Source organism: Candidatus Poriferisodalis sp., from assembly GCF_965203655.1.
In the GTDB taxonomy this organism is placed as follows: Bacteria; Actinomycetota; Acidimicrobiia; order Acidimicrobiales; family Poriferisodalaceae; genus Poriferisodalis.
Window position 1 is genome coordinate 48,391 of sequence record NZ_CBDBDD010000008.1, and the last position, 26,869, is coordinate 75,259.

Sequence of the window (26,869 nt, forward strand, 5' to 3'; positions counted from 1 at the left end):
ACTGACAACTTGGATTGCAGATTCCGCCGTCGCAACGTCGGTGCCGTAAATCCGGACTGTCAGATTCCGAGTGTCACTGTGGGGTCTGCCGGTGCCTCCGGCTTAGGCTCGCGCAGATGACCGGACTTCTTGCACAGGCCGAATCGGCGACGGACGCGGTCAACGCGTTGCTGGAAGTCAGTCGCGTCAACGAAGTGTGCGGCCCCGAGCCCAGTTGGGTCTGCGAGCGCATCTACGACTGGACCGGCAGCGAGGGCTTTGCGTCGGCCTCGGTGTGGCTCGTCGACAAGCCGCTCACGGTGCTGATCATCCTGCTGCTGGCCGTCATCGCCCGGCGGGTCGTGCGCCGCGCCATCGATCACATGGTGGAGCGCATCGCGTCGGACAAGCAGCACGCCGAGGAAGACGAAGCCGCCCGCACCGCCGAAGAGGGCCGCACGTGGGACCCCGAGCGGCTCGCCGACAAGATGAAGCAGCTGCGCGAGCGCACCGCGCGCGCCAGCCAGCGGGCCACGACGCTGGGCACGCTGTTCAAGAGCATCGCCACCACCATCATCTGGGCCGTTGCGCTCATGATGCTGCTCGGCGAATTCGACGTGAACCTCGGGCCGCTCATCGCAGGCGCCGGCATCATCGGCGTTGCCGTCGGCTTCGGCGCGCAGTCGATTGTGCGCGACCTGCTGACCGGCGTATTCATGCTCATCGAGGATCAGTACGGCGTCGGCGACGTGGTCGATCTCGGCGACGCGGTCGGCACGGTCGAGTCGGTCGGGCTGCGCACCACACGACTGCGCGACATCTCGGGCACGGTCTGGCATGTGCCCAACGGCGCGATCGCGCGCGTGGGCAACATGTCGCAGCTGTGGGCCCGGGTGCCGCTCGACCTCGACGTCGCCTACGACACCGATCTCGACGAGGCCATGGCCATCATCAAGCGCGTCGCGGATGAGGTGTGGCAGGAGCAGGGCGAGAGCACCACGGTGCTGGAAGAACCGACCCTCTCGGGAGTGCAGGCCTTCGGCGCCGACGCGGTCACCATCCGGGTCATGCTCAAGACCGAGCCGTCGGAGCAGTGGGCGACCGCGCGCCTGATGCGTCGGCGCATCAAGGCCGCGTTCGACGAGGCCGGCATCGAGATCCCGTTCCCGCAGCGGACGGTCTGGGTGCGCAGCGGCGAGCCCGATGGCGAGAGCCGCGAGCGGCGTGTCGGCGCTTTCGAGACCGTTGCGCCGCCGATGGAGGCCGAGGACCCCGACGGCGACGGCGCTGACAGCGACTTCTAGCTGAAGCGATGATCTAGGCGTCTGCCGGCGCCAGCGTCACGCTGACGTCGGGGTGTGCGAGCGAGTCGTCGGCCACGAACCTCAGGCTCTCGATGCGCCCGGCATCGATCAAGTCGGCCCGCGTCAGCTCCAGCGTGGCGATGTGCGCATCCGCGGCGCGGACCGTCACCTGCTCTGCGGGCACGCGCAGGCTGCGCCTGGCCTCGGTCTTGGCCCGGCGAACCTCGCTGAGCACCGATGCAGTGAGCTCGAACGCACCCGAGGGATGGTCAGGAACCAGCGCGTCGATTTCCGCGGCATCGGGCCAACTCGCCCGGTGCACTGAACCGCCGCGCCACCACGACCAGATCTCCTCGGTGACGAAAGGCAGGAACGGCGCGAACAGTCGCAGCAGCACGTCGAGCGTGACGAGCAGCGTGCGGTGAGCATCAGCCGCTGCCTCTGCGCCCTGCCCGCCGTACGCCCGACCCTTCGCCAGCTCCACGTAGTCGTCGGTGAAACGCCAGAAGAACTGCTCGGCGCGTTCGAGAGCGCGTGCATAGTCGAACTCGTCGAATGCGTCGGTCGCCACACGCACCAGCTCGGCGAGTTCGCCCAACAGTGCCGCGTCCAAGCCGTTGTGCAACTGAGCCGCCGACAGCACCGCACCGGAGTCGGACTCGTCGCGACCGTTGAGCATCGTGAGCACCGTTGCGGTCGACCGTGCGGCGGCGTCGTCGGCGGGTGCCGAAGCGGCCATGCTCAGCGCGAACTTCGCTGCGTTCAGCAGCTTGATCGCCAGCCGGCGCCCGATCTTCATCTGGCCTTCGTCGAAGGCAGTGTCGGTGCCGGGCCGCCCGTTGGCTGCCCAGTAGCGCACGGCGTCGGCACCGTAGGTGTCGAGCAGGTCCACCGGGGTCACCACGTTGCCCTTGGACTTGGACATCTTCTTGCGGTCCGGATCGAGGATCCAGCCCGAGAGCGCGCAGTGGCGCCACGGAGCGCAGTCGTGGCCGAGGTGGCTGCGGACTGCCGTAGAGAACAGCCAGGTCCGGATGATGTCGTGCCCCTGGGGGCGCATGTCCATCGGGTAGGTGCGCTCCCACAGGTCGGGGTCTTCGCTCCAGCCGCACGCGATCTGCGGCGTCAGCGACGATGTGGCCCAGGTGTCCATCACGTCGTGGTCGCCGATGAAACCGCCCGGCTGTCCTCGCTGCGGCTCGTCGTAACCGGCTGGGACGTCGCTGCTCGGGTCGACTGGCAGCACGTCGTCGTCGGGCACGAGCGGCTGGTCCCAGATGGGTTCGCCATGGTCGTCGAGCGGGTACCACAGCGGGATCGGCACGCCGAAATAGCGCTGCCGGCTGATCAGCCAGTCGCCGGTGAGCCCCTCGATCCAATTGGTGTAGCGGCCCTGCATGTAGGGCGGATGCCACGTCATCTCCGAGCCGCGGGCGATCAGCGCGTCGCGCAGATCCCGATCGCGACCGCCGTTGCGGATGTACCACTGGCGGCTCGTGACGATCTCCAGCGGCCGGTCGCCCTTCTCGAAGAACTTCACGGCGTGGGTGATCGGGCTGGGCTCGCCGACGAGATCGCCGGATTCCCGCAGAAGCTCCACGGTGGCGTTGCGAGCGCCGCCGACGGTCCGTCCTGCGAGGTGCCGGTATGCCTCGCGCCCGGCGGGCGAGTCGACGCCTGGCGGCGGCTCCGCCGCGATGCGACCGCCCCGGTCCACGATCGCCCGCACGGGCAGGTCCAGCTCGCGCCACCACGTCACGTCGGTGGTGTCGCCGAACGTGCAGATCATGGCGATGCCGGTGCCCTTGTCGGGCTCGGCCAGCTTGTGGGCGACGACCGGCACCTCCACGCCGAACAATGGCGTCGTGACCGTGGTGCCGAACAGCGGCTGGTAGCGCTCGTCGTCGGGGTGTGCCACCAGCGCCACGCAAGCCGCGAGGAGCTCGGGCCGGGTCGTCTCGATCTCGACGGTGCCGTTCCCACCAGGGCCGTTGCCGGCACCGGACGTGCCGTTTCGGCCGAACGAGATGCGGTGGTAGGCGCCCGGCCGCTCCCGGTCTTCCAGTTCTGCCTGCGCGACCGCCGTGCCGAAGGTGACGTCCCACAGCGACGGCGCCTCGATCTGGTACGCCTCGCCGCGTTCGAGGTTGCCCAGGAAAGCGCGTTGAGCGACCCGCTGGCATCGCTCGTCGATCGTGGCGTAGGTCATCGACCAGTCCACGCTGAGACCGAGCTGGCGCCAGAGCGCTTCGAAGGCACGCTCGTCTTCGGCGGTCAGCACATGGCACAGCTCGATGAAGTTGCGACGTGAGATGGCGATCTCGCCGCGTGCCTCCACTGCTTTGGCATCGCCGCCGTCGGGCGGCGGCACGAAGTTCTCGTCGTAGGGGAGCATGGGGTCGCAGCGCACCCCGAAGTAGTTCTGCACGCGCCGCTCGGTGGGCAGGCCGTTGTCGTCCCAGCCCATCGGGTAGAAGACCTTGTCGCCGGCCATGCGCCGGTACCGGGCGATGTTGTCGGTGTGGGTGTAGCTGAAGACGTGGCCCATGTGCAGCGAGCCGCTGACCGTCGGCGGCGGTGTGTCGATGCTGAACACCTCAGAACGTGAGGCAGTGCGGTCGAAGCGGTACACGCCGTCCGATTCCCAGCGCTGCGACCACTTTGCCTCTAGCCCATCGACCGTGGGCTTGTCGGGCACCTGCGTCATATGCGGCAAAGCTACCGGCGCGCCGTGACGGCGGCCGAGGCCGGACCGGCACGTGTCACCCGATATGTGCCAAGTTCACGCTGGGCTGTCACACAATTGTCACACAAGTGCAACACCTTTGACTAGTGTGTGCACTGGTTGCCGACTGCGGGGGCGGAAGGCAATCTCAGCCAGTACTGCCGACCAAAGGGGGTCGATTGGCATGATGGCGACAATCCTGACGCTGATCATCCTGGGCATGGTGTTCCAGGGTGCGATGGTTGTCGTGGACAGTGTCCTTGACGCAGTCAAGGTGAATGACACGCTGAAGTCGATTCCGATCGTAGGCAGCAATCTCAATCTGATCTGGGCGTACCTATTCGTGCTGATCTCGCAAGTCAATGACGGCGGGGGCATGTTCGGATATGCGGCCAGCTTGGAAGTGCTGTCACTGGGTCGCTTCGGCATGGACGTGGCAACAGCCATCGTCCTCGTGGCATTCATTCCGGTTCGAGACGCTGCAATCAGCGCCTTGAAGCAGGGCATTGGAGGACGCGGCGACTGACCAGCGTCACGTGCGGCGCTGCTGAAGCGCCGTGCCATCGGCGATACGCCGACGTTGGGGCACCCCGCTTGCGGGGTGCCCTTTGCGTTGTGTCGCCCCGCTTGCGGGGTGCCCTTTGCGTTGCGCTGACGTCGTCCGTCAGGGCGTGACGACGATGACGCCCTCGGCAGCCAGGTGGTCGATCTCGCCGGCGTCGTACCCCAGTTCGCCGAGGATCTCGGCGGCGTGCTCGCCGAGACGCGGTGCATGCCGGCGCAGCCGGGTCGGCGTCGCGGAGTAGACCACCGGATCGGCCACGTAGCGGTACGCCCCTTCGGTGGGATGTTCCGAGATGCTCACGAGGCCCACGGCGGCGAGCTGGGGATCCGCGTCGAGGTCTGCCAAGTCCATGACCCTGGCGGCCGGGATCGAATGGGTGTCGCAGTAGGCGATCCACTCATCGGTCGTGCGGCGCACCGAGAGCTCCCCGAACAGTGCGTACAGCTCGTCGATGTGCGCGATCCGCGAGTTGTGGTCGGCAAAGCGCGGATCGTCGGCCAGCTCGGGTCGTTCGACGAACGTGAAGAAGGCTCGGTACTGCGCGTCGTTGTAGGGCAGCAGGCACACCCAGCCGTCAGCGGTGGGGTAGGGGCGGCGGTGCGGCGTGAGGAGCCGGTCATAGCCGAACGGACCCTCGGGCGGCTCGAACACGGCGCCGCGGTAGTGCTCCACCAGGTTGAAGGCCACCATCGTCTCGAACATGGGCACTTCGATGGCCTGTGCCACACCGGTCCGTTCCCGATGGAACAGGGCCGCGAGCACAGCCTCCACCACATGCAGCCCGGTGACCTTGTCCGCGATCACCGAGGGGACGAAGCCAGGCTCGCCTGCGATGCGGCCGATCAGGTTCGACAGGCCGGATGCGGCTTGGATGGCGTCGTCGTACGCCGCTTTGTCGCGGTACGGGCCCCCGCTGCCGTAGCCGTTCGCACGGCAGCAGATGAGCTGCGGATGCTGTGCTCGCAGGGAGTCTGCGTCGAGGCCGAGACGTTCGAGCGCGGCAGCACGCATGTTGGTGACGAGCACGTCCGAGCTCGCGAGCAGCCGCTGCATCGCTGCACGACCGGCATCGGACTTGAGGTCGAGCGCCAGCGAGCGCTTGTTGCGCTGGATGTTGAGGCTGAAACCGGACATGCCGGCGGACCGGGCAGGAAGCCCGTTGCGCGTGGAGTCGCCGTCGAGCGATTCGACCCTGATCACGTCGGCCCCGTGATCTCCGAGCATCCGGCACGCCATCGGCCCCATCAGCACGGTCGTCAGATCGACGACGCGTATGCCGTCGAGGGCTCCGGCCGATCCGTCGCCGGCCGCGGCGGCAGTGCCTGCAGTTTCTGGCATGAAGTCCTCGTCTACTCGGTCGATGCGGCTGCAGCGGCCTGGCGCTCCTCGCGCTCAGCAGCCTTGATGCCGTGGCTCATGACGATGGTCGGCGCGAGCAGCATCGAACCCACCACGAGCGCCACGGCGATGACTGTGCTCAGCAGGGGTGTGTAGCCCCAACGGATGCCCACAGCACCGAGCGCCAGCGACAACAGATACAGGCCGTAGCCGGTTCGCTGGCCGAGACTGGTGATCCGTTTGAGCCGTGCCCGCCGGGCCAGGACCTCGTCGAAGGATTGATCTGCCGACGGGGGCGTGCCCCGACCGCCGTCGGGCCCCTCGCCTCGAGATTCCCCGGCGTCAGCCACCGTCCCATTATCTCGGGACGCGGCGGCGCTCAGGCTCCGAAGAGATGCGGTTCGTGCGTCTCGGTGGGTTCGCCTGACATGTCGCTGCCGTCGTCGGCCGAGTCGTAGGGCCACGGCGCCGGTGCGGGCCACGGGGCTGGCTCGACGCGTGACGCCCAGGCAGGTTCGGTGTGTGCAGGCACCGCAGCGGGAGCCGCCGGCGCGGCTGCCGCCGGAACGGTCGCGGGCTGCGGGGCCGCAGCATCGCCGATCAGTGAGGGGTTCTCCAGTGTGGTGGCTTGTGCGGCCGGCCTGAGCACGACTGTTTGATCGTCGAAGTCGTCGTAGCCGCCTTGAGAAACTGCCGCGAGCCGTTGAGTCGCCCGGGCGGCGGGCCACATGAGACGGAACCCGACATTGGCCAAGCCCGCGGCGGTCACCATGTCTCCGAGCGTGATGACGTCTCGCAGCGGTGCGAGCGGTATCGCGCCTCCGAGCCATGCGGCGATCGTCGCGTCGCCTGACCAGCGGCGGGCGGTGCCGAGCAGCACTCGGTCGAGCCCGTCGTAGTCGATGATGCCGGACGCCACGACTGCGCTCTCGCTGACCGGCAGGTAGCCGTTCAGCAGCAGGACAGCGAGGTTGGCGGAAATCCCGACGGCGGCAATCAGTGCGCCGGTGATGTGCCGGTTGAGCACGCAGCTCGCGAGCAGCAGAGCCAGCGACACGCCGAGGGCGAAGCGGCCGGCGAGCATGTTGGTGTCCAGCGCGACCGCAAGCGACAGGACAGCGCCGAGCGCGAGCACCGGCCAGTAGTTGACCTGCAGCACTCGGAGCCTCACGAAGATGTCGCGTGGCTCCGTGCCCCTCAGCAACGAGACGGCAAAACCGATACCCAAACCTGCGGCTGTCACGAGGACGATAAAGAACACCGCGCACTGACAGTACCGAGCGGTCTGCGCGGGCTCGGGGATGGTCTCGACCTCCCTACGTCGGCATCCGCAGCCCATCCTGGGCGGTCGTTCGCCGCCGCGGTTAGCTTTGCGCCGGCCCTTTGCTCCCCGCAGCCGCAGGAGGCACGACGTGCTGGATGTCCGAGCTGAGTTGACCGCAACGGTATGGAAGGTGGTTGCGGAGGTGGGATCCGTCGTGTCCGCCGGCGACGAACTGCTCATCCTCGAGTCCATGAAGATGGAGATCCCGGTGACTGCTCCCGAAGGCGGCACGCTGGCGGAGATGAACGTGGCCGAGGGCGACGCAGTCGCCGAAGGCGACGTGCTCGCGGTGGTGGCGACCGCGTAGTTTCGGGCGGCTCATCGTCGGGGAGCCGACGCAGGCGAACCCGCCCGTAGCCTTGGCACTCCGTGGGAGCTGCCGTTGCCTTCGAGGGCGTCGTGGCCCTGTTGGACCGCTTTCCTGCGCTGGCGGGAGTGGACCTCAGCGTGGAAAGCGGCGAGATGGTCTGCCTGAGAGGTCCCAACGGGGCCGGCAAGACCACGCTGCTGCGGACGTGCGCGGGCCTCGTTCCTCTGCGCGGTGCGCGGGCCGACGTGCTCGGCTTCGACCTCATCGCCAATCGGCGCTCGGTTCACCGCCACGTCGGCTTGTTGGGGCACCGCACTCCCCTCTACGGCGATCTGCGAGTCGACGATCAGCTGCGTCACTGCGCCGCGCTCCACCGCGCCTCCGACACTGAGGCTTCGGCGGCGGCCGAACGGTTCTCGCTGGAGGGCCGCTTGAAGGGGGTGGCGATCCGACGTCTCTCTGAGGGCCAGCAGCGACGCGTGGCGCTGGCTTGCTTGACCATCGCCCGCCCGCAGCTGTGGCTGCTGGACGAACCGCACGCCGGACTTGACCGCACCAGCCGCGACGCGCTCGACGAGCTGCTCGGCGACGCCGTGACGGCCGGGGCGACCGTCATGTTCGCAACCCACGAGACGGGCAGCGCTCGCCTCGCAGCCGCCCGGCAGGTGACGCTCGCCGGCGGGCGAGTCTCGATGAGCGCTCCAGCAACCGGCGCGGGCAGTTCAGCCGATGTGGCGTGAGATCTGGCTCATCTGCCGGAAGGACCTGACCATCGAGCGACGTGCGCGCGTCACGCTGATCCAGATTGTGCCGACCGTGCTCCTCATTCTCGTCGTGTTCGCCTTCGCGTTCGACGCGAATCCGTCGCTGTTGGGCGCCGGGGCAGGCGGATTGTTCTGGGTGGCTGTTCTCTTCGGGGCAGTGCTCGGCGCCAAGCGCAGCTTTGACATCGAAGCCGAAGGCGGGAACCTCGACGCACTCCGGCTCGGCGGGCTCTCCCCCGCGGCCATCCTGTGGGGCAAGGCCATGGCCCTGGCCGTCCAGATGGCGGTAGTCGCAGTGTTCACCGCTGCAGGGCTCGTGGTGCTCTTCTCGGTCACCGTCACCGACTGGCTCCTGCTCGTCACCGCGGCCGTCTGCGGTACGGCGGCATTTGCCATCTGCGGGTGCCTGTACGGGGCAATGACGGTAGGGCTGCGGTCCGCCGATACCCTGCTTCCGCTGCTGCTGATACCGGTGGCAGCACCGGTGCTCTTGGCCGGAACCCGAGCGTTCGACGTGGCGCTGGGGACCAGCGCCGACCAAGGCTGGAGCTGGACAGCGCTGCTTGCGGTAGTGCTCATCACCTACGTCGCGGTGGGCTGGGCGGCGGCCGGCCCGCTGCTGGAAGACGCCTGAATCTCCTGATGATCGAGACCCCTGAGCCAGACCTTCGCCGGCAGGCCCAGCGAGCTGGATCCGTGTCGATGACGGGCAGCGTCGCGACCCGGGTGCTCGGGGCCATCGGGCTCGCCGCAGCGGCGGTGATGGCGATCCTGGCACTGTGGGTCTCGCCTGCCGATGCCGTGCAGGGCGACGCCGTCCGGCTGATGTACGTGCACGTGCCCTCGATCTGGGTCGCGTACGGCGGCTTCGCGCTGACCGCGTTCGCCAGTGCGCGTGTGCTGTGGCGGACTCGCAGCGGTGCCGGGGGCACCGAAGGCGTCATCGCAGACCGCCAGGCACGGCACTGGGACCGGGTAGCCGGCGCCGCGGCTGAGCTCGGCGTGATGTTCACCGGGCTCACACTGGTGACTGGCTCGCTGTGGGGCAAGGTGACCTGGGGCACGTACTGGCAGTGGGACGCACGATTGACCACCACCGTCCTGCTGTTCGTGACCTATCTCGGGTACTTGGCATTGCGGCGGCTGCCTGCCGAGTCGAGGGCCCGCGCTCGACGCTCCGCGGTGATGGCCCTCATCGCGGTGGTCAACTTGCCCATCGTCCACTACTCGGTGGACTGGTGGCGCACGCTGCATCAGGAAGCCAGCCTGGAAATCGGGATCGGCGGCGAACGCAACTACAGCGGCGAGATGTACTGGACGCTGCTGTACTCCTGGGCCACCTTCACCCTCATCGCGCTGTGGATCGGGATCCACCGCTACCGGGTGCTGCGCCTCGAAGAGCTCGCCGAGGAAGCTGCGCTCGAAGAACTGCTCGCCCAGCGTCGCAGTGAGCCCCGCCACGACGAACCGGTGACAGATCGATGACGTGGGCGGCCAATGTCTTCAGCGGCTACGCCTTGACCGCGGTGGTTGTGGTCGCCTACGCGACCTGGGTGGTGCGCCGTGGCCGCGTGCTCGGCCGTGACCTCGGCATCGGGCCCGCGGGAGCCAGCGGGGACCCGAGCCGGTCGCATCCGGAAACCAGCCAGTGACCGATCTCAGCCCCCGTCATCCCCTTCCCGCCGAGCCAGATCGAGCCGACGCGCGCCGCGTGCTCGGCCGTCGCCGCAAGGTGATGATCGTCGGCTTTGTGGTGCTGCTGGCGATCGCGGGAGGAGCGGCCACGGTCGCGGGACTGCGCAATGCGACGCTGTTCTTCCGCAACGCGGACGAGGCCATTGCCGAGCGGGTCGAGCTGGGCGACCGCCGGTTTCGCCTGCAAGGACGGGTGGTGCCGGCGTCGGTGGCGGTGGATGGGGGAGTGACCACCTTCGAGGTGATCCACAACTGCGCATCGGTGTCGGTGCGTCACAGCGTCGATCCGCCCGACCTGTTCGAGTCGCCGTGGATACCTGTGGTGCTCGAGGGCCGCTGGGTGCAAGGTGACGTCGTGACGGTGGCAGGCCGCGACACTCATTTCTTCTCGAGCGACAACATGCTGGTGAAGCACACCAACGAGTACATGGCGGCGAACGAAGGCCGTCTGCCCGACCCGAACGAGGCTCCCGAGGGCTTCTTGGACGACTGTCCCTTTGAGGTGCCCCGGCTGTGATTGCCGTGCTGGGCACGCTCGGCGTGGCCGTCGGCCTCGTCAGCGCGCTCGGCGGGGCTGCAACACTCGTCGCCGCCAGGGTGCTGGGGCAGCCTGCGCGCTGCCGCCAAGCGCTGGCATGGATCGCCGCGATGACGGCTGGCTGCGTGCTGGCCGTGGCTGCGATGGAGATCGCACTGCTCAGCGACAACTTCTCGATCGCGTACGTGGCTCGCAACTCCACGATCGCGACACCGCTCATCTACAAGATCGCGACCCTCTGGGGAGCGCTGGAGGGATCGATCCTGTTGTGGATCCTGGTGCTGTGCGGCTACGTCGCGGCAGCGGCATGGCGCTTCCGAGCGCGCACCGCGGAGCCGACGGTGGCCTGGGCGCTCGCCGTGATGCTGGGAGTGTGCATCTTCTTCTTTGCGCTGCTCGCGGGTCCTGCGAATCCCTTCGCCACCCTCGCGGATCCGCCGCTTGACGGCGGCGGCTTGAACCCGCTGCTGCGCAATCACCCGCTCATGGCCATCCATCCGGTGATGCTGTATCTCGGATACGTCGGCTTCACTGTGCCGTTCGGGTTCGCGGTAGCTGCGCTCATCACGGGCCAGTTCGACACCCGATGGCTGGCCGACACCCGCCGCTGGACGCTCGTGGCCTGGGGCTGCCTGGGCACCGGGATCATGCTCGGCGCATGGTGGTCATACGAAGTGCTGGGCTGGGGCGGCTACTGGGCATGGGATCCGGTGGAGAACGCCTCGCTGCTGCCGTGGTTGACCGCCACCGCGTTCGTGCACTCGCTCATCACCCAGCAGCGACGCCAGATGCTGCGGGTGTGGAACCTCTCGCTGCTCATCGTGACGTTTGCCTTGACGATCTTCGGCACGTTTCTCACTCGATCAGGTGTTCTCGAATCGGTGCACGAGTTCAGCGAGTCGTCGCTGGGACCGATCCTGCTGGGCTTCTTCGGCGTCATCGTCGCGACTGGCGTGGTGCTGGTGGCATGGCGGGGCGAGGCCCTGCGCACCTCGGCCAGCCTGGGTTCGGTCTGGTCGCGCGAGGGCGCGTTCCTCGCCAACAACCTGCTGTTTGCCGTCGCGGCGTTCGTGGTGCTGCTCGGCACGGTGTTCCCGCTCTTGGCAGAAGCGGTCTCGAATGAACGGCTGGCCGTCGGCCGGCCCTACTTCGACCGGATGCTGGCGCCGGTCGGCATCGCGTTGCTCGGGCTCATGGCGCTGTCGCCGGCGCTGAACTGGCGCAGCACGCCCGCCGAGACGCGTTCACAACGGCTGCTGTGGCCCGCGGCCGCCGGTGCGGTGACGATGGTGCTGTCGATCTGGGCGGGCGCGCACGGTCTGTGGCAGGTCCTGGCCCTCGGGCTGGGCGGGTTCGTCGTCGGCTCAGCGGTGCGGCTGCTGTGGCTGGGTGCTCGACGGAACGGCTGGCGCGGCCTGCTCGGGCGCACCGGCGGGGGAATGATCGCCCACATCGGCATTGGCGTGATCGCGTTCGGTTTCATCGCCTCGAGCGCGTACGGGTCGGAAGGGGAGTTCACGCTGGCGCCGGGCGAGTCCGGCACGGTCGCGGGTCACGAGGTCACCTACCTGGGCTTGACAGACGGGATGGAGAACGGCAACCGGGTGGTGCGAGTCCGCGTGGAGGTGGAAGGCCGCGGTGTGTTCGAGCCCGCAGTGACGCGCTTCGCCGAGTTCGGCCAGCCGATCTCGACGCCGTCGGTGGCGACGAGCCTCGTCGACGACGTCTACCTGTCGCTGGCGACGATTCCAGACGAGGGCAGCAGCGAAGTGGCGCTGCGGGTGCTCATCAAGCCGCTCGTGGCGTGGATGTGGCTCGGAGGCGCCGTGCTGGCGGTCGGCGTTGCTGCAGCCTTGGTGCCGACCCGTATCGGGGCACGGGACCGGATCCGCCGTCCCCCCAGCGGCCGGGTCCTTGCGGGCGCCGCTCCCGATCAGGCTGGTTCGGATGCGGGAGATCCGCGCACGTGACCTCCGAATCGGACGGCACGTCGAGCGCTGCGACACCCCGACAGCGCGCCTGGGTGCGCGTCAGCGCGGTGCTTGTCGGCTTGGTGGCCGCCGGCCTGGTGGCGCTGCTGGCGACGCGGGACTCTGACGGCGGCAGCATCCGCGCCGCTAGCCCGCTCATCGGCGAGCCGGTGCCGCACCTGCGGGGTGAGCTCATCTGGCCACCCGCGAACACCCTGGCGGCCGATGATGCCCAGCGCTTGCCTGGCGTGCGCTCGGATCCCGACGGGGCGGCACGTTTCGACATCGATGCTGCGGCACCCAGATGGGTGCTCGTGAATTTCTACGCCTCATGGTGCGTGCCCTGCGAGCGCGAGCACCCGGCGCTCGAGGAGTGGGCCGAGCGCCACCCCTTCGACGGGGCCGTTGTCGCTGTGCCGTTCGGCGACCGGACAGCCGATGCCATCGCGTTCTATGAGCGGCTCGGCGGCAATTGGGCGGTCATCGACGATCCCGATGCCCGCTGGGCCGTGTCCTTCGGCGTGCTGCGGCCGCCCGAGTCATTCCTGATCACGCCAGACGGCATCGTGGCGGCTCGTTGGCAGGGCCAGATCAGCGCGGACGACCCCGATGCGGTCATCGCTCTGTTGCTGGGCTCCGCGAGCGCGGATGCCGCGCCTGGGCCTCTGAGCCCGTCATGAGCAACTCGGGAGCGACTTCGCCGACGCAGCCGACTGCGCCGACCCGAGGCGCTCCTGGACTGCGGCGCGTCGGCTGGCTTGCCGTGATCGCTGTAGCGGTCATCGCCGCGGTTCTTGCCGCGACCGCGTCGCGCCCGCCGGCGACCGAAGCCGAGCGTGCGTATGAGCTGAAGGAAGCGACGCTCTGCCCGGTCTGCGACGGCCAGAGCGTCCTTGAGTCGAACGCACCGGCGGCGGCAGCCATGCGCCGACAGATCGATCTGTGGGTGGATGCCGGCCGCAGCGACGCCGAGATCAGGGCCGATCTCGCCGCTGCCTACGGCGACGATGTGAATGCGCTGCCGCCGGGGGAGGGCGTGGGCACCCTGGTGTGGGCGCTGCCAGTGGCTGCGTTCGCCGCTGCAGCGGCAGGGTTGTGGGCAGCGACCCGCCGCTGGAAGGCCCGGGCCGCAAGTGCGTCAGCCGGCGTCGACGGCGACGATGCCGAGGCGGCAATCGGCGCCGACGGGGATGGGGCCGACGGGGACGGATCCACCGCAGCAGGTGACCTTGACCTGCCGGCCGAGCGCGCTCGCAGAACCGGCTGGCGCAGCGCCACAGTTGTCACCGTCGCTGCGCTGGTGCTCGTGGGCGCCGCAGCCGGCGTGCTGGTAGCCCGCTCCGCTGGGCTTCGCCTGTCAGGCGAGACCCTCTCGGGTGACATCGACCGCTCGGCGCGCTCGCTGCTCGTCGACGCCCAGCGGCAGTTCGCGGCGAACCAGCTCGACGAGTCCCGCGCCACGCTGGAGGAGGTCTTCCGGCTCGACCGCGATTTGCGCGGCGCGCTCGTGCTGTCAGCCCGCCTGCACCTGCGTCACTGCGAATCGCTGTCATCGCAGGACCCATCCGGTGCTGTCGGGGCAGCCGATGCCCCTGTGGTCGGCTGCGATCTGCAGTCGGCCCTCGCGGATCTCGACCGAGTCCTGGCGGACGACCCCAGCGACACCGAGGCACTGGCATTGCGCGGCTGGCTGCTGGTGCGCATCCCCGATCGCGAGCTCATCGCCGCCGGCATTGCGTCACTGGACGCCGCTGTGGCGCTTGATCCCGGCGAATTCGATCCGTGGGTCTTCCGCGGCTACACAGCCCGCTTCGTCGAGCGCGACCTCGAAGCTGCCATCGGCTACTACGGCGCAGCGCTGCAACGCAACCCGCCCCCCGCCATGGCCGCCGCTCTCCAAGACGCAATCACCGAAATGCAAGCCGAACTCGAATAACCGACCGCAGAACGTCCAAGCAACTGCGCAGCTAGCTGCTTCGACGACTCTTGGACGACTTCAGAACGGAAAACGGATAGGGGCGGCGCTCGGCGAGGTACTTACAGAACCGGCTGTATTTTCGCTCACGCTCAGCACGGCGCAGGTACCTCGCAGCAGCCCTCTGGTTTCCGCTGGCTTCGGCCGTCTCGGCTCGAGCCTGGAACTCCTCGGCCTTTTGGTCACACTTCCAGACTGCATAGTCGTCAAAGCGACTGAGCTGCTGATTGATCCAGTGCCCGGGACCCATGCTGATCAGCTTTTGCCCTCCACTGCCGAGGGCTTCGAACCGCAGCACGGCGCGACGCAAGCGATTCCTTGCGACCAATTCGAACCCGACGCCGTTCGCAATGCTCAGCGGTATCAACACCCACCACGCCGCCCAACTCGAAGAGTTAATCCACAGGACGGTCACCGTGATCCCCGATACCAACGACCACAGGTGCAGGCCGAGCGCGATCTGGTCCTGCCGATAACTGACAGGACGTCCGTCAGGCCAGCGGACCCTACGGCACGCTTCCATTACCCGCGCCATCGGCGCAACCGACTCCTGAACCAGAGATTCCGGGCCGGAAGGTCAGGGACTACAACGACGGTTCGCCGCTCCACTCAGCACCCAGTCCGGTATTTTGCATTGCACGTATTGGTTGGACGGCCGCCGCCGGATGATCCGCCACGGGGTCTGACGTGGTTGTAGACAGCTCTGCTCGTGGTCGTGGTGACCGCCACGCACTGCGCTGGTCCGCAAGTCTGCAGTATCGCGTAAGCCGTGGGCGCCACCCGTGCCACCAAGACAATTGCCGCGAGCCACACCGGGTCAGCAACAACGGGGTAGGCAGCCCCTTCGTGATCGACGACTTGAATGAGCGCTGTGCCGTCGAGGGTGTAGCGAGTGGGCACTTCCTCGCCGTTGGCGTCGATGGCCCAAGGCGAAGCGACACCGCCTGATTCGTTGCCGTCGGAGTCGAAGAACCTCACCGATCCATCCGGCTGCAATTCAGCGGTGTGGCCGTCAGGCACCGCATTCTCGAATCGGTACTTGGCCGGTGCCTCATGGCTGTCGATCAGGAGCAGCGCAGCGAACAGCGATCGATCTTCTAGCTCGTGCGTGAACAATTCGACGTTGGCGTCGTCGGACAAAATCTCAACAGCTGTCGGGACCATTGCGTCGGGTGCCCACACAGCCCCATAAGTGGGCACGCCAGTAGAGCCAACTGGCCCGATCGGCCCCTCCGGTTGCAAGCCCTCGAGGCCATCGTTGTCTGTTGGCTGTTCCTCGCCGTCGCCGTCCCCGTCTTCGCCGGTGGTCGGTGATTGATCGCCGCCAGCATCCGGGTTGGTTCCTTCGCCGGTAGTGGGTTGTTTGTCCCAAGTGTTGTCCAGTAGATCGCTACCGGGGTCGATGCCCCCTGGGCCCTCGGCCGCGGCAGGCACTGCCACCAAGAAGCTGCCTGCCAGAAGCAGGGCGGCTACCACCGCGCGATAACGCACTTGTCGTTTCACATCGAGTCCATCTGTCATGTGCATTTGCACACGTTTAGCTGAGATATCGACATTAGTTCATGTTGAAATCAGATGACATCGGATTGTCCGACTCATCATGAGCCACCTTGGGAAGCACGTGGTCGACGGCCGCGGCGGTGCGACTCCAGGACAGGGTCGAGGTCTCCCAGCGCCAGGTGTGTTGCAAGAGAACGGCTGGATGAAGAGTTCTTCCGAGGACCCGTAGCGGCTGGGCCGACAAACGGGTCCTCGTCATCCGCAAGGGCTCAACTGCCGGGTTGCGGCAGTAGCGTGCTTGGCGAATTGCAGGTGCGGCTGCAACGCCGGTGCAGTCACCACGCGGCAGTCGATCGCAACCGGTCAGGGGCACCCAGTGAAGGGCAAGCGTCGAGGGTCAGCCGCCAACGGCGGACCAGCCAGCGTTACCGACCAGCAGCTGGCCGCTGCGGTGGCTGACGTGATGGATCCCGAGCTGCGTCGGCCTATCGGCCAGATGGGCATGTTGCGGGCCGCGGCCGTCGCCGGGCGTGCTGCACAGGTGCTTGTGGCCTTGCCGTCGAATGACTGGCCGGCTGCGGGGCATGTGTCCCACGCTGTCAGCGAGGCGGGACGCGCCCTCGACGGCATCGACGATGTCGTCGTGGAATTCACGGTGATGGACGAGGCCGAGCAGTCGACGCTGCGGGCCCAGCTCATCGGCGACCCGGCTGCCACCGCGGGCACCAACGCCGGCCACGGGCACGCCGAAGGCCGCGAGGTTCCGTTCGCTCAGGCCGGCAATAGGACCCGCGTGCTGCTGGTGGCCAGCGGCAAGGGCGGCGTCGGCAAGTCCAGTGTGACCGTCAACCTGGCGATTGCGCTGGCCCAACGCGGCACGCGCACCGCTGTCATCGATGCCGACGTGTGGGGCTTCTCCATTCCCCGGATGCTCGGGGTTGCCCGCCCGCCCACGGTGATCGATCAGATGGTGGTGCCCACTGAGGCGCACGGCGTGCGCTGCATGTCGATGGGCTTCTTCGCCCGCGAGGACCAGCCGGTCATCTGGCGCGGCCCGATGCTGCACAAGGCGCTCGAGCAATTTCTCACCGATGTCTTCTGGGACGAACCCGACCATCTGCTCATCGATCTTCCACCGGGTACCGGCGACATCTCTCTGTCGCTGGCGCAGTTCCTTCCCCGCTCGGAGATGCTGGTGGTGACCACGCCGCAGCCTGCAGCGCAGAAGGTTGCCCAGCGCGCTGCCCAGATGGCGGGACGTGTGAACCTGCAGGTGAGGGCGGTGATCGAGAACATGAGCTGGTTCACCGGCGACGACGGCAAGCGCTACGAGCTGTTCGGCTCCGGCGGCGGCCAGGCGCTGGCCGACGAGTTGGACGTGCCGTTGCTCGGCCAAGTGCCGCTGGTGCCGCAACTGCGCGCGGGCGGCGACGAGGGCATGCCGATCGCCGCGGCAGACCCCAACAGCGAGACGGCCGGTGTATTCCAGGACATGGCGCGCCTGCTGTGCACCGAACACCTGCCGACCCGCCGCTACAACGAGGGATTGAAGCTGCTGTGAGCATCACTGCGGCGCCGACGCCGATCGGCTCGCTCGACAAGCTCAGCTTCGACAACCGCTTCACTGCCGCGCTGCCGGCTGACCCCGACGCCGCCAACGTCCGCCGGCAGGTGATGGGTGCGTGCTATTCGAGGGTCGAGCCGACACCGGTGCCCGCGCCGCACCTGCTGGCGCACAGTGCGGAGATGTTCGACCTGCTGGGATTCGACCCCGACTTGGCGAGCGACCCGGAGTTCGCAGCGGTGTTCGGCGGCAGCACGCTGCTCGACGGCATGGATCCGCATGCCCACTGCTACGGCGGCCACCAGTTCGGCAACTGGGCCGGTCAGCTCGGCGACGGCCGTGCCATCGCGCTCGGCGAAGTGGTTGACCGCAACGGCCAGCACCAGACGCTGCAGCTCAAGGGCGCCGGCCCAACGCCGTATTCCCGCACCGCCGACGGCTTGGCCGTGCTGCGCAGCTCGGTGCGCGAGTTCCTGTGCAGCGAGGCGATGGCACATCTCGGCGTGCCGACGACCCGGGCGCTCAGCTTGGTGGCGACGGGCGGCATGGTGATGCGCGACATGCTCTACGACGGCCACCCCGAGCTCGAGCCCGGGGCCGTGGTCTGCCGAGTGGCGCCGTCGTTCGTACGGTTCGGAAACTTCGAGATCTTCGCCTCCCGCGGCGATATCGACACGCTGCGCACCTTGGCCGACTTCGTCATCGGCAACGACTTTCCTGACTTGGCTGCCGACGCCGGGTCCGGCAGTTCCTCGCCGGAGCGGTATGCGCAGTTCTTCGACGAAGTGGTCCGGCGCACGGCCGACATGGTCTGCGAGTGGATGCGGGTCGGCTTCGTCCACGGCGTGATGAACACCGACAACATGTCGATTCTGGGCCTGACGATCGACTACGGCCCCTACGGCTGGCTCGACGACTACGACCCCGACTGGACCCCCAACACCACCGACGCCGCCCACCGGCGCTACCGCTTCGGCACCCAGCCGCACATCGCCCAGTGGAATCTGATGCAGCTCGCCAATGCGCTGTATCCGCTCGTCGGCGAGGCCGAGCTGCTGCAAGCAGCCCTTGACGGCTACGTGCCGTATTTCGAGCAGAAGTGGTCGGCGATGATGGCCGCCAAGCTCGGACTGCCGGCGCTGGAATCCGAGACCGACACTGAGCTGGCGACCGGGGTGCTGGAGGTGCTGCGGCTGGTCGAGACCGACATGACGGTGTTCTGGCGACGGCTCGCCACCGTGGACACCGCTGAGGGCGTCGACCGTGCCGAGCGCATCGCCCCGCTCGCCGATGCGTACTACGCGCCCGACGAGGTCACCGACGAGCACCGCTCAGCCACGAGCGAGTTTGTCGAGCGCTACGCGGCCCGGCTGCGAGCCCAGGGCATTGCCGACGGCGCACGGGCCGAGACGATGAACCGAGTCAATCCCAAATACGTCCTGCGGAACTACCTGGCCCAGCTTGCGATCGACTCCGCCACTGCGGGCCGCCCCGAAGCCATCGGCGAGCTGCTCGACGTCATGCGTCATCCCTACGACGAACAACCCGATCGGGAGTCGTACGCAGCACTGCGCCCCGACTGGGCCCGCACCCGGGTCGGCTGCAGCCAGCTCTCCTGCAGCTCCTGACCCGCCGACCACAGCGCTCGGGGTCGATCGTCAGGGTTGAGGTCTCGCTTGGCCGGGCCACTCAGAAGTTGCGGATATAATGTATACTGCACTAATGCGGCGTATACAGCTCTACATCGAGCCCGACATCGACGACGCCCTGTCGGCGGCTGCTGCCAGACGAGGGGTCTCGCGGTCCGCGGTTGTGCGAGAGGCTGTCCGCTCAGCGCTGCGTCGCGACAGCGATGTGCTCGCTCTAGACCCGTTGGACGCGCTCGTCGGCAGCGTCGACGTCGCCCCCGACGACGATCTTGACGCCGTCATCTACGACACTGAATCGTGAGGTTCGTCGACACCTCGTTCTGGATCGGTCTGCTGGTCCCACGCGATCATCGCCATCGTGACGCAGCTGCGTTGTGGCCGGGCGGCAGCCCGCTCAGGACGTCCAACTTGGTGATGGGCGAAACCTGGACGTGGCTGCGTCGTCGTGCCAGCCATGCAGAGGCTCTGCGCTTCGTCAACATGATGCACCAATCGCCACGCGTCTCGATTGCAGTGGTGGACGCTGCTGTCGACCAGCGGGCTTGGGAATGGCTGGCCGCCCACGACGAGCGTTCGTACTCCTACGTCGACGCCACGAGCTTCGAGATCATGCGCCGCGAGAGAATCACCGAGGCACTTGCATTCGACGGCGACTTCAGCGCAGCCGGCTTCGTCGAAGTCCGCCCCTGACGGTCAGGCAGTCGTGCGCAGAGGGACTTGCCAGCGCGTGAGCCGCGTGGTGCTCGCGCCGGTGCCGCGGGTGCCACGGCTGCCTGACGACATCGTTAGCGGCTGATCTCGGCGGCTGGGCACCGTTCTGCGGCGCTGTCGACGTTCTCGAGACTCTGGGCCGCAAACCCCGACCCTTGACCCGCACAGCGACCTAAACCTGCTGGTCAGAGGCGGTTTCAGGGTGTACGTAAAACGTTCGTATTGTATACACCTCGCACAGGCCCGTCAACACTCCGGCGGCGCTTCTGAGCGCTGACGCTGCGCAACCGCCCGGGCGGGCCGCGAACCCCCATGCCCGCTGGGATTCCGCCCTGACGCGCCCCGCTGGCCGCGCTGCGCCGCCGACGGCTCCCAGATGTCCGTTCGTGTCCGATCCGGGCGTTCGGAAAACCAACGATTCGCGTACACGCCGACCCGCTGGGCGGCATCAGTTGCATGGATCCCCCTTCGGGGTCGGCGCGTGAGCGGATCACCCACACGCCAACCGGTCCGGAGGGAACCCACCAATGCCCAAACGACTCACTTCGGCGCTGGGCGCGCTGCTGGTATTCGCATCGGTGCTCGCAATCGTGCCGCTCGCCAGCGCCGACCCGGCCGAAGCGCACCGCAAGACCGAGCGCCGCTGCGACTTCGACCCACTGTCGGGAATGGAGTTCAACTGCCGCACCGTCGCGGTGTCTCACACTCACGTTCACCCCGCACGGCTGCCCGACCCCCGACCGCCCACCACCACCCCGACCCCGACAACGCAGCCGCGCTGCCAGCCGTGGCCGCACTGCCAGTCAATCCCCAAGACACCCAAGCCGAAACCGAAACCGCCCGCATCCTGCCCCGCAGGAATGACCGGCACGCCACCTAGCTGCTACCCAATCGACCAATTCGGCAACGGCAACGGCAACGGCGGCGACGGGAGCAGCGGCGACGGGAACGGCGACGACGGGAGCAGCGGCGACGGCAACGGCGGCAAGGGGGCCAAGGGCACCAGGTCCGGCCGCGGCTCGGGCTCGGGCAACGGCGGCGACGGGAGCAGCGGCTCGGGCAACGGCTCAGGCTCGGGCAGCGGTTCCGGCTCAGGGTCGGGCTCGGGCAGCGGTTCCGGCTCAGGGTCGGGCTCGGGCAGCGGCTCGGGCAGCGGTTCCGGTTCCGGCTCAGGGTCGGGCTCGGGCAGCGGCTCGGGGTCGGGCAGCGGTTCCGGTTCCGGTTCCGGGTCGGGCTCGGGCAGCGGTTCCGGTTCCGGCTCAGGGTCGGGCTCGGGCAGCGGCTCGGGGTCGGGCAGCGGTTCCGGTTCCGGTTCCGGGTCGGGCTCGGGCAGCGGCTCGGGCAACGGCGGCACAGCGTCGACCGTGAAGACCTGCCGCGGACGAACACAGAGCGCCCTGACCCACCACGATCACGGCGGCACCGTCGACTGCCACCGCAAGAGCGACAACAGCCACTCCCACCCCGAACCCGCCAAGCCCACTGTGAAGACCTGCCGCGGACGAGGACAGCCTTCGCACACCCACCACGACCACGGCGACACCGTCGACTGCCACCGCAAAAGCGACGCCCCCGCCGGCCACGGCCACACCCCCATCATTTCCAGCGACCCGGTCGTGAACGTTGTCAAGGTCACTACGGCGGCCTCTTGGTCAGCCTTGACGAGGATGGTCAATGCGATAGCGGAGGACACCGGCGAGGCGGCACTAGCCGAGGCCGAGATCCGGAAGAAATCCGGCGAGGAAATAAACGCTTGGCTGCTCAAGCAGTGGGACAAGCTCACGCCCAAGCAGAAGGACTACGCCATCGGCAGTTTTTGCACATCGCTCGGCCTCGGAGCTGCCGCAATTAGCACTGCTCTAGGGGCACCCTTCGTCGGCGGTGTTGGCGGTGCCTACATCTCCGTTTCCTGCGGTGCCGAGCTGGCCGAAGCGGAACGCAACCGCCAAGACCCGCCTGACGACGACGACAGCAGCGACGACAACGGCGACGACGACAGCAGCGACGACGACAGCAGCGACGACGACGCCAGCGACGACGACAGCAGCGACGACGACAGCAGCGACGACGACGCCAGCGACGACGACGCCAGCGACAGCCCGACCCCGACGACCGCACCACCAGCGTTCAACCCTCATACGCAGTGCCACGCATGGGTCCCAGCGACGCGTATGTGCTTCAGGATCGTAAACGGCGTGCACCACATCACCTATCACTGAGCCCGAGACAACAGATGAGCGAACGGTACAATCGCCATATGACCGCTCCGGCCACGACGACGCTGCGCAGGCAGCGATGGACCAGGCGTGTCGCAATCGCCGCAGGTCCGGTTTTCGGTTCAGTCGTTGGAGTGTGGCTCATCACGCCGGAACTGATCGACACGATCGGCGGCATGACGGTCTTGCGAGTCGTAGGGATCCTGACAATCGGTCTCTGCATCTTGGGCGGCGTCTGGGAGCGCCGGCGGCGGGAGGCGAAGCGGCTTGTGGGTGAGAGCGACGCGACGGCCGGGGTCTGACTTGGCCTACGAGACGCCGGCGAGCCCCGCCCAACAGAGCCCGAGCCCTTGGCAGCGATTTCGCTCGCAGCTCGGGCTGGGCATCGCCTGGCTCGTGGCGTACGTGCTGGTGTACGTGCTGGTGGTGTACGTGATCGAGTACAGGATTCTGGGGCGTACGAACCCGATCAGCGACCACGTCATAGTCGCGGCGAGCATCCTGACCGGGATACTCGTTGCCATGGGACTGATGGAGCTGTGGCGGCGGGGCCGCGAGGCCGAGGCTGCCGACTAGACCGCTGCGGCGCTTCGCGTTCCCGGCCCGGAGCTAGGACAGCCGCCGCTGGGCGCCTGCCCCGCCGGCCTGCCTGCTGCCACGCCCGGGCCGCGGCGGGGCCGTGTCGGTGCCGGCTATCGCCCGTTGGCCGGCCGTCGGTCTCGTACTGGCGGCGACGGGAGCAGCGGCTCAGGCAACGGCGGCACAGCGTCGACCGTGAAGACCTGCCGCGGACGCGCACAGAGCGCCCTGACCCACCACGATCACGGCGGCACCGTCGACTGCCACCGCAAGAGCGACAACAGCCACTCCCACCCCGAACCCGCCAAGCCCACTGTGAAGACCTGCAGCGGACGAGGACAGCCTTCACACACCCACCACGATCACGGCGGCACCGTGGACTGCCACCGCAAAAGCGACGCCCCCGCCGGCCACGGCCACGCCCCCATCACCGCCAGCGACCCAGTAGGCGACGCGCTCAAGCGGGCCGGGAGCCTGATAGCGACCGGCACCACCGAATCGCTCAATGCAGCCCGCGACCTCCTCGAGCAGATCGCCACAGACGTCAAGGACGACGCGCAGTGGACCGCCGACAAGGCCCGGCAGCTCAACCAAGAGATCAACAAGCTCTACAACAAGACGCCTGAGCCCCTCCAAGCGTTCATCGAGGCCGTGGCCTCGGGAACGGGTTGCGCCGTTCTGGTCAAGCTCGTAGCCACGAGCACCGTCGCCACAGCAGGCGCAGCAGCCCCGGCATGGATCGCAGCGGCCGCCAAGTACCAGACTGCTACCGGAGTGACATGCGGGGGCTTCTATGCAGCGGCCAAAACTGCCATCATCGGCAGCGGCGATGGCAGCAGCGGCGACGGGACCAGCGGCGACGGGACCAGCGGCAACGGGAACGGCAACGGCGACGACGGCAAGGGTGCCAAGGGCACCAGGTCCGGCCGCGGCTCAGGCTCGGGCAACGGCGATGGCAGCAGCAGCGGCGGCGACAGCAGCGGCGGCGAAACGCAGCCGACACCGAGCGAAGGCGGAACGGCCGCGGCGCAGCCTCAGCCGGACGATGAGTCTGAGCCCGAGTCCGGCGAGGTGTCGCCGGGCCAGCTAGCGCAGGCAAACCGCGACAGAATTGCCGGGCGCATCACCCGCGAGCAATTAGAAGCAATCAAGAACCGTTTCCGCTGTCAGCTCGGCTTTTCGCAATTCTGCAAGTGAGCGAGAGGCATATTCAGGCCCTGAGCGCAACGAACTACCCTGACACCATGACCACCGCACGGCCCCCCGAACAGCCACGGCCCAAGTTCGGGATCCGCTGGTGGATCATCATGATTTCTGTGAGCGGCGCGTCGGCCTACGTGTTCGGCGCGGCGCACCGCACAGGCAACTGGGTGCTGATCGGGGCGATGTGGGCCGCACTGCTGACCTACGTGATCGTGTCGTATAGGTCGTTCGCGAAGCGGGAGCGCCGACGGCGTGCGGCTGAGAGCGACGCGGCAGCCAAGGTCTGATTTGGCCTTGGCCTAGAGCGCGCTGTTGGTGCGGCGCTTCAAGTTCCCGGCCCGGAGCTAGGACCGCCGTCGCGGCGTCCGTCGTGGTTGGTGCTGGCGCGTGACCGGCCAGAGACAGCGGTAGGACTTGCGAACTTGGCTGTGCTGATCGGCGGCGAGCTGCTCGACGTCATGTGTCGTCCCTACGACGAACAACCCGATCGGGAGTCCTACGCAGCACTGCGCCCCGACTGGGCGCGTACCCGAGTCGGCTCCAGCCAGCTCTCCGGCAGCTCGTAGAGGGTCACTACCAAGCGAATCCTGGGCGCAATACGACTGCTGCCACCGGCTCGTGCACGCATTGGGATGTCGAAGCGAGGGTTGATGAACGGCTCAGCTGTGTCGTCTATACGGTCACCACGACAACTTGACCGGAGAGTGTCGCGGTCAGCGCCTTGATGTCGTCGGGGTCTGATGTTGCGACAACGGTGCGGTGGTGATGAGAGAGCTGTGCTGCGGCGACCGCTACCGAAGCGTCTATGACATCGCCAGTGCGGGAGCGGGCGCACAGCCGCCCGCAGGCCCGGGCCATCGCGCTGTCGAGAACTAGCTCCTCGCAATGCATGAGCGCTCTGGCGAGCAGCGCCTGACGGCGACCACCTCGCCACGTCTGTGCGATGACGCCCGTTGGGACGGCAACGATGTCGCGAGCGTCGGCGGCGGCCCTCAGGCGCGCCCACATGGCGCGATCGTTTCGGTCGAGCGCGATCAGCGCTCCTGCGTCAAGCACTAACGCCGTCAATGCCCCAGCTCAGCGCGCGCTCGGGCCAATTCAGCCTCGGTGAACTCCCCGTGCACGGCCTCCCAGTCGGCGACGACATCGTGCAGGCCCCGGGTGACAAGCCGACGGCGTGCGGCATCGGCCAGCCACGCGGACATGTTCTGCTCGTCTGTCACAGCGGCGTCACGGACCGCAGCCGCGAGCCCTGACTCAAGCGAGATGGTGAGGCGTTCAATGGCCACGGCCAGAATCATATATCTTCATAACTGCGGGCGACTTCAGGTGCCGGCCTTCAGCGCAACGAGTTCGGCATCTTGAGCGGCGGTCAGGCGATGGTCCGCAGGGGGATCTGCACCACCGCCTCGGATCCCGGCGGGGGCATCCGGCGCCGGACCTCGAACGTGCCGCCGAGGTCTGCACCGCACAGAGCCCGCACGATCGAGGTGCCCAGCCCGCCAGATCGCTCAGTGTCGTAGCCAGGCGGGATCCCGACGCCGTCGTCACGGACGACCATCGACAACAGATCGGCCGACGGCCGGGAAATCTCTACCTCGACTCGGCCGATAGGGCTCTCGTCGAGGGCCGGCGCCGCCTCGAGCGCCTGGTCCTCGATCTCCCACAACTGGGGGAAGGCATGGTCAACGGCGTTCTGGAGCAGCTCATTGAGCACCACGGCCAGCGATGTGGCCGTCTGCGAGCGCAGCATCCCCGCTTCGCAGGAGACGGTGAACTCGATCGGCCGCTCCGGAAATGTGATGCTCTGGCGCATCGTCTCGGTCAGCGTCTCAGCGACGTCGCAGAAGTCGACATCGTCGGTGGTCTCGCTCGAGAGCGTCTGGTGGACGAGCGCAATGGCGCGGATGCGCCGGACTGCCTCCTCGAGCGCCCGGTTGGCTTCGCGTGACTCCAGGCGGCGCGCCTGGATGCGCAGCAGCGAGGAGACCGTCTGCAGGTTGTTGGTGACGCGGTGGTGGATCTCGCGGATGGTGGCGTCCTTGGAGATGAGCAGCCGATCGCGGCGGCGCAGCTCGGTGACATCTCGCAGCAGCACCAGCGCATTGCGCACCGGGGTGTCGGTCAGCGGCAGCGCCTGCAGCTGCACGGTCACCGAACGATGCTCGACCTCGCCCACCGCGGGGATGCCGCCGCTCATCGCTCGCCCCACGACATCGGGGCCCAGATCGAGGTCGCGTACACGCCGTCCCTGCACGTTGCCGCCGACGCCGATGCGGTGCAGTGCGCTCACCGCATTCGGCGACGCGAAGCCGATGCGCGTCGTCTCATCGGTCAGGAACAGTCCGTCACCGACCCGGGGTGTCCCCTCGCCGGCGATGTCGACCCCGCGGTAGGGGAACGAGCCCGCGGCAACCATGCGAGCCAGCCGCCCGAAGGTGGCGATGTAGGTCCGCTCCAGCTCGCCCGGGTCGCGGATGTCGGTGAAGCGCGGCGTGACCTCGCTGCTCATGACGGCGATCGTCTCGCCGTCGTAGGTGACCGGCACCGCGGTGATGCGCGCCCGCCTGTCTCCGGGCACCCGCAGCCCCTCACCGGTGACGATCACGCCGCGCGCGAACGCCTCCGAGACAAGCGGGCGCTCGGAAGCCGTGACGCACAGCCCGACGTGGTCGTCGCGGTACAGGGTGCGCCCGGTCGTGGGACGGATCTGGCCGATGACGGTGATCTGCGCATCGGAGCCGAGTCGGCGCGTTGGATTCTCGCCGTGTGGGGCAGTGCCTGCAGTGTCGTCCGGCAGCTCGTCGAGCGAATTCAGCTGCCCCGGCACGAACAGGAGCAAGTCCGAGAACGACAGGTCTGCAAGCAGAGACCACCACGCCATGAGGCGGCGCAGGTGCTCGCGTGGGCTGTCGTGCGCGTGCGGTGCGGGCCGGGGCCGATCAGCGGGCGCCCGCATC

At 67.9% G+C, this 26,869-nt stretch carries 29 protein-coding genes; 20 read left to right on the top strand and 9 right to left on the bottom strand.

Annotation, left to right across the window (positions count from 1 at the left end):
• The first annotated feature begins 116 nt into the window (after positions 1-116).
• Positions 117-1,283, top strand: a complete 1,167-nt coding sequence (locus ACOGW9_RS08815) for a mechanosensitive ion channel family protein (RefSeq protein WP_419910373.1) — start codon at positions 117-119, stop codon at positions 1,281-1,283.
• A 13-nt stretch (positions 1,284-1,296) separates the two neighbouring features.
• On the opposite strand, the gene valS is transcribed toward ACOGW9_RS08815, so the two are convergent.
• Positions 1,297-3,990: a valine--tRNA ligase gene (gene valS, locus ACOGW9_RS08820; protein ID WP_419910375.1), complete on the bottom strand. Its 2,694-nt coding sequence runs from the start codon at positions 3,988-3,990 to the stop codon at positions 1,297-1,299.
• A gap of 205 nt (positions 3,991-4,195) precedes the next feature.
• On the opposite strand from valS, the gene ACOGW9_RS08825 reads away from it, so the two are divergent.
• Positions 4,196-4,534 carry a hypothetical protein gene (locus tag ACOGW9_RS08825; protein WP_419910377.1) on the top strand — a complete coding sequence of 113 codons (339 nt, stop codon included), beginning with the start codon at positions 4,196-4,198 and terminating at the stop codon, positions 4,532-4,534.
• Positions 4,535-4,672: 138 nt separating this feature from the next.
• Here ACOGW9_RS08825 and ACOGW9_RS08830 read toward each other — a convergent pair whose 3' ends face one another.
• The 3 genes from ACOGW9_RS08830 to ACOGW9_RS08840 are packed head-to-tail and all read right to left on the bottom strand — an operon-like array spanning position 4,673 to position 7,172.
• Positions 4,673-5,911, bottom strand: a complete 1,239-nt coding sequence (locus ACOGW9_RS08830; RefSeq protein ID WP_419910379.1) for a CaiB/BaiF CoA transferase family protein — start codon at positions 5,909-5,911, stop codon at positions 4,673-4,675.
• Positions 5,912-5,922: 11 nt separating this feature from the next.
• Positions 5,923-6,261 carry a hypothetical protein gene (locus tag ACOGW9_RS08835; protein WP_419910381.1) on the bottom strand — a complete coding sequence of 113 codons (339 nt, stop codon included), beginning with the start codon at positions 6,259-6,261 and terminating at the stop codon, positions 5,923-5,925.
• Between the two features lie 29 nt (positions 6,262-6,290).
• Entirely contained in the window at positions 6,291-7,172 is an 882-nt protein-coding gene (locus tag ACOGW9_RS08840) for a DUF5317 family protein (RefSeq protein ID WP_419910383.1), read from the bottom strand.
• Between the two features lie 151 nt (positions 7,173-7,323).
• Between ACOGW9_RS08840 and ACOGW9_RS08845 the strand changes: the two genes are divergently transcribed.
• The 8 genes from ACOGW9_RS08845 to ACOGW9_RS08880 all read left to right on the top strand — a co-directional run bounded on the left by ACOGW9_RS08845 (position 7,324) and on the right by ACOGW9_RS08880 (position 14,448).
• The gene (locus ACOGW9_RS08845) at positions 7,324-7,542 is read left to right on the top strand and encodes a biotin/lipoyl-binding carrier protein (RefSeq protein WP_419910385.1); all 219 of its coding nucleotides are present in this window, start codon (positions 7,324-7,326) and stop codon (positions 7,540-7,542) included.
• A 62-nt stretch (positions 7,543-7,604) separates the two neighbouring features.
• Positions 7,605-8,285 carry a heme ABC exporter ATP-binding protein CcmA gene (gene ccmA, locus ACOGW9_RS08850; protein WP_419910387.1) on the top strand — a complete coding sequence of 227 codons (681 nt, stop codon included), beginning with the start codon at positions 7,605-7,607 and terminating at the stop codon, positions 8,283-8,285.
• A complete protein-coding gene (locus ACOGW9_RS08855; RefSeq protein WP_419910389.1) occupies positions 8,275-8,943 on the top strand; it encodes a heme exporter protein CcmB in 669 nt (222 codons plus the stop codon). The genes ccmA and ACOGW9_RS08855 overlap by 11 nt, the downstream gene beginning before the upstream one ends.
• 8 nt (positions 8,944-8,951) lie before the next feature.
• Positions 8,952-9,794, top strand: coding sequence for a cytochrome c biogenesis protein CcsA (gene ccsA / locus ACOGW9_RS08860; protein WP_419910391.1), 843 nt, complete (start codon positions 8,952-8,954; stop codon positions 9,792-9,794).
• 163 nt (positions 9,795-9,957) lie between these two features.
• Positions 9,958-10,521 carry a cytochrome c maturation protein CcmE gene (locus ACOGW9_RS08865; protein WP_419910393.1) on the top strand — a complete coding sequence of 188 codons (564 nt, stop codon included), beginning with the start codon at positions 9,958-9,960 and terminating at the stop codon, positions 10,519-10,521.
• Entirely contained in the window at positions 10,518-12,512 is a 1,995-nt protein-coding gene (locus ACOGW9_RS08870) for a heme lyase CcmF/NrfE family subunit (RefSeq protein ID WP_419910395.1), read from the top strand. The genes ACOGW9_RS08865 and ACOGW9_RS08870 overlap by 4 nt, the downstream gene beginning before the upstream one ends.
• Complete coding sequence (locus ACOGW9_RS08875) at positions 12,509-13,192, top strand: redoxin domain-containing protein (protein WP_419910397.1); 684 nt, start codon at positions 12,509-12,511, stop codon at positions 13,190-13,192. Before ACOGW9_RS08870 ends, ACOGW9_RS08875 begins: the two co-directional genes overlap by 4 nt.
• Before the next feature lie 83 nt (positions 13,193-13,275).
• A complete protein-coding gene (locus ACOGW9_RS08880; protein ID WP_419910399.1) occupies positions 13,276-14,448 on the top strand; it encodes a cytochrome c-type biogenesis protein CcmH in 1,173 nt (390 codons plus the stop codon).
• Positions 14,449-14,479: 31 nt separating this feature from the next.
• Here ACOGW9_RS08880 and ACOGW9_RS08885 read toward each other — a convergent pair whose 3' ends face one another.
• Both ACOGW9_RS08885 and ACOGW9_RS08890 read right to left on the bottom strand, forming a co-directional pair.
• Positions 14,480-15,022, bottom strand: coding sequence for a hypothetical protein (locus ACOGW9_RS08885; protein ID WP_419910401.1), 543 nt, complete (start codon positions 15,020-15,022; stop codon positions 14,480-14,482).
• A 74-nt stretch (positions 15,023-15,096) separates the two neighbouring features.
• Positions 15,097-15,990, bottom strand: a complete 894-nt coding sequence (locus ACOGW9_RS08890; protein ID WP_419910403.1) for a hypothetical protein — start codon at positions 15,988-15,990, stop codon at positions 15,097-15,099.
• A 373-nt stretch (positions 15,991-16,363) separates the two neighbouring features.
• Between ACOGW9_RS08890 and ACOGW9_RS08895 the strand changes: the two genes are divergently transcribed.
• The 10 genes from ACOGW9_RS08895 (at position 16,364) to ACOGW9_RS08940 (ending at position 24,475) form a co-directional block, all read left to right on the top strand.
• Complete coding sequence (locus ACOGW9_RS08895) at positions 16,364-17,548, top strand: P-loop NTPase (RefSeq protein ID WP_419910405.1); 1,185 nt, start codon at positions 16,364-16,366, stop codon at positions 17,546-17,548.
• Positions 17,545-19,179 carry a protein adenylyltransferase SelO gene (locus ACOGW9_RS08900; protein WP_419910407.1) on the top strand — a complete coding sequence of 545 codons (1,635 nt, stop codon included), beginning with the start codon at positions 17,545-17,547 and terminating at the stop codon, positions 19,177-19,179. Before ACOGW9_RS08895 ends, ACOGW9_RS08900 begins: the two co-directional genes overlap by 4 nt.
• 94 nt (positions 19,180-19,273) lie before the next feature.
• Positions 19,274-19,501, top strand: a complete 228-nt coding sequence (locus ACOGW9_RS08905) for a CopG family transcriptional regulator (RefSeq protein ID WP_419854340.1) — start codon at positions 19,274-19,276, stop codon at positions 19,499-19,501.
• Complete coding sequence (locus tag ACOGW9_RS08910) at positions 19,498-19,890, top strand: type II toxin-antitoxin system VapC family toxin (protein ID WP_419854339.1); 393 nt, start codon at positions 19,498-19,500, stop codon at positions 19,888-19,890. Before ACOGW9_RS08905 ends, ACOGW9_RS08910 begins: the two co-directional genes overlap by 4 nt.
• Positions 19,891-20,438: 548 nt before the next feature.
• Positions 20,439-22,130, top strand: a complete 1,692-nt coding sequence (locus ACOGW9_RS08915) for a hypothetical protein (protein ID WP_419910409.1) — start codon at positions 20,439-20,441, stop codon at positions 22,128-22,130.
• A 38-nt stretch (positions 22,131-22,168) separates the two neighbouring features.
• The gene (locus tag ACOGW9_RS08920) at positions 22,169-22,429 is read left to right on the top strand and encodes a hypothetical protein (protein ID WP_419854325.1); all 261 of its coding nucleotides are present in this window, start codon (positions 22,169-22,171) and stop codon (positions 22,427-22,429) included.
• On the top strand, positions 22,401-22,703 hold the full coding sequence (locus ACOGW9_RS08925) for a hypothetical protein (protein ID WP_419854326.1): 303 nt from the start codon (positions 22,401-22,403) through the stop codon (positions 22,701-22,703). The genes ACOGW9_RS08920 and ACOGW9_RS08925 overlap by 29 nt, the downstream gene beginning before the upstream one ends.
• Positions 22,704-22,901: 198 nt before the next feature.
• Positions 22,902-23,903, top strand: a complete 1,002-nt coding sequence (locus tag ACOGW9_RS08930) for a hypothetical protein (RefSeq protein ID WP_419854327.1) — start codon at positions 22,902-22,904, stop codon at positions 23,901-23,903.
• A gap of 47 nt (positions 23,904-23,950) precedes the next feature.
• Positions 23,951-24,196: a hypothetical protein gene (locus ACOGW9_RS08935; RefSeq protein ID WP_419854328.1), complete on the top strand. Its 246-nt coding sequence runs from the start codon at positions 23,951-23,953 to the stop codon at positions 24,194-24,196.
• Positions 24,197-24,331: 135 nt separating this feature from the next.
• Positions 24,332-24,475 carry a hypothetical protein gene (locus ACOGW9_RS08940; RefSeq protein ID WP_419854329.1) on the top strand — a complete coding sequence of 48 codons (144 nt, stop codon included), beginning with the start codon at positions 24,332-24,334 and terminating at the stop codon, positions 24,473-24,475.
• Positions 24,476-24,581: 106 nt separating this feature from the next.
• On the opposite strand, the gene ACOGW9_RS08945 is transcribed toward ACOGW9_RS08940, so the two are convergent.
• The 3 genes from ACOGW9_RS08945 to ACOGW9_RS08955 form a co-directional block, all read right to left on the bottom strand.
• Positions 24,582-24,965 carry a hypothetical protein gene (locus tag ACOGW9_RS08945; RefSeq protein WP_419910412.1) on the bottom strand — a complete coding sequence of 128 codons (384 nt, stop codon included), beginning with the start codon at positions 24,963-24,965 and terminating at the stop codon, positions 24,582-24,584.
• A gap of 8 nt (positions 24,966-24,973) precedes the next feature.
• Entirely contained in the window at positions 24,974-25,198 is a 225-nt protein-coding gene (locus ACOGW9_RS08950) for a hypothetical protein (RefSeq protein WP_419854331.1), read from the bottom strand.
• An 83-nt stretch (positions 25,199-25,281) separates the two neighbouring features.
• A complete protein-coding gene (locus tag ACOGW9_RS08955) occupies positions 25,282-26,868 on the bottom strand; it encodes a sensor histidine kinase (RefSeq protein WP_419854332.1) in 1,587 nt (528 codons plus the stop codon).
• Position 26,869: the final 1 nt, after the last annotated feature.

What these genes read in the sequence shown, in the direction of transcription:
- ACOGW9_RS08885 (WP_419910401.1), bottom strand. Translation starts at nt 15,022, where the DNA reads ATGGCGCGGGTAATGGAAGCGTGCCGTAGGGTCCGCTGGCCTGACGGA.
- ACOGW9_RS08915 (WP_419910409.1), top strand. Translation starts at nt 20,439, where the DNA reads ATGCCCAAACGACTCACTTCGGCGCTGGGCGCGCTGCTGGTATTCGCA.
- ACOGW9_RS08815 (WP_419910373.1), top strand. Translation starts at nt 117, where the DNA reads ATGACCGGACTTCTTGCACAGGCCGAATCGGCGACGGACGCGGTCAAC.
- ACOGW9_RS08935 (WP_419854328.1), top strand. Translation starts at nt 23,951, where the DNA reads ATGACCACCGCACGGCCCCCCGAACAGCCACGGCCCAAGTTCGGGATC.
- ACOGW9_RS08830 (WP_419910379.1), bottom strand. Translation starts at nt 5,911, where the DNA reads ATGCCAGAAACTGCAGGCACTGCCGCCGCGGCCGGCGACGGATCGGCC.
- ACOGW9_RS08905 (WP_419854340.1), top strand. Translation starts at nt 19,274, where the DNA reads ATGCGGCGTATACAGCTCTACATCGAGCCCGACATCGACGACGCCCTG.
- ACOGW9_RS08920 (WP_419854325.1), top strand. Translation starts at nt 22,169, where the DNA reads ATGACCGCTCCGGCCACGACGACGCTGCGCAGGCAGCGATGGACCAGG.
- ccsA (WP_419910391.1), top strand. Translation starts at nt 8,952, where the DNA reads ATGATCGAGACCCCTGAGCCAGACCTTCGCCGGCAGGCCCAGCGAGCT.
- ACOGW9_RS08825 (WP_419910377.1), top strand. Translation starts at nt 4,196, where the DNA reads ATGGCGACAATCCTGACGCTGATCATCCTGGGCATGGTGTTCCAGGGT.
- ACOGW9_RS08955 (WP_419854332.1), bottom strand. Translation starts at nt 26,868, where the DNA reads ATGCGGGCGCCCGCTGATCGGCCCCGGCCCGCACCGCACGCGCACGAC.
- ACOGW9_RS08855 (WP_419910389.1), top strand. Translation starts at nt 8,275, where the DNA reads ATGTGGCGTGAGATCTGGCTCATCTGCCGGAAGGACCTGACCATCGAG.
- valS (WP_419910375.1), bottom strand. Translation starts at nt 3,990, where the DNA reads ATGACGCAGGTGCCCGACAAGCCCACGGTCGATGGGCTAGAGGCAAAG.